Annotated in this window: 1 rRNA gene; it reads right to left on the minus strand. The window is 58.8% G+C overall.

The features are described 5' to 3' along the window. Positions 1-660, minus strand: a 23S ribosomal RNA gene (locus FE633_RS46930); the annotation flags it as partial.

The following is a 660-nucleotide window of genomic DNA, read 5'->3' on the forward strand; positions in this document are numbered from 1 at the left end:
AGGGGGTGGGAGTCCTCATCTCGAAGCAGGCTTCCCGCTTAGATGCTTTCAGCGGTTATCCCTCCCGAACGTAGCCAACCAGCCATGCCCTTGGCAGGACAACTGGCACACCAGAGGTTCGTCCGTCCCGGTCCTCTCGTACTAGGGACAGCCCTTCTCAAGACTCCTACGCGCACAGCGGATAGGGACCGAACTGTCTCACGACGTTCTAAACCCAGCTCGCGTACCGCTTTAATGGGCGAACAGCCCAACCCTTGGGACCGACTCCAGCCCCAGGATGCGACGAGCCGACATCGAGGTGCCAAACCATCCCGTCGATATGGACTCTTGGGGAAGATCAGCCTGTTATCCCCGGGGTACCTTTTATCCGTTGAGCGACGGCGCTTCCACAAGCCACCGCCGGATCACTAGTCCCGACTTTCGTCCCTGCTCGACCCGTCGGTCTCACAGTCAAGCTCCCTTGTGCACTTACACTCACCACCTGATTGCCAACCAGGCTGAGGGAACCTTTGGGCGCCTCCGTTACTCTTTAGGAGGCAACCGCCCCAGTTAAACTACCCATCAGACACTGTCCCTGATCCGGATCACGGACCCAGGTTAGACATCCAGCACGACCAGACTGGTATTTCAACGACGACTCCACCCACACTGGCGTGCGAG

Origin of the sequence: Streptomyces montanus (assembly GCF_005786655.1) — a bacterium.
Classification (GTDB): Bacteria; Actinomycetota; Actinomycetes; order Streptomycetales; family Streptomycetaceae; genus Streptomyces; species Streptomyces sporangiiformans.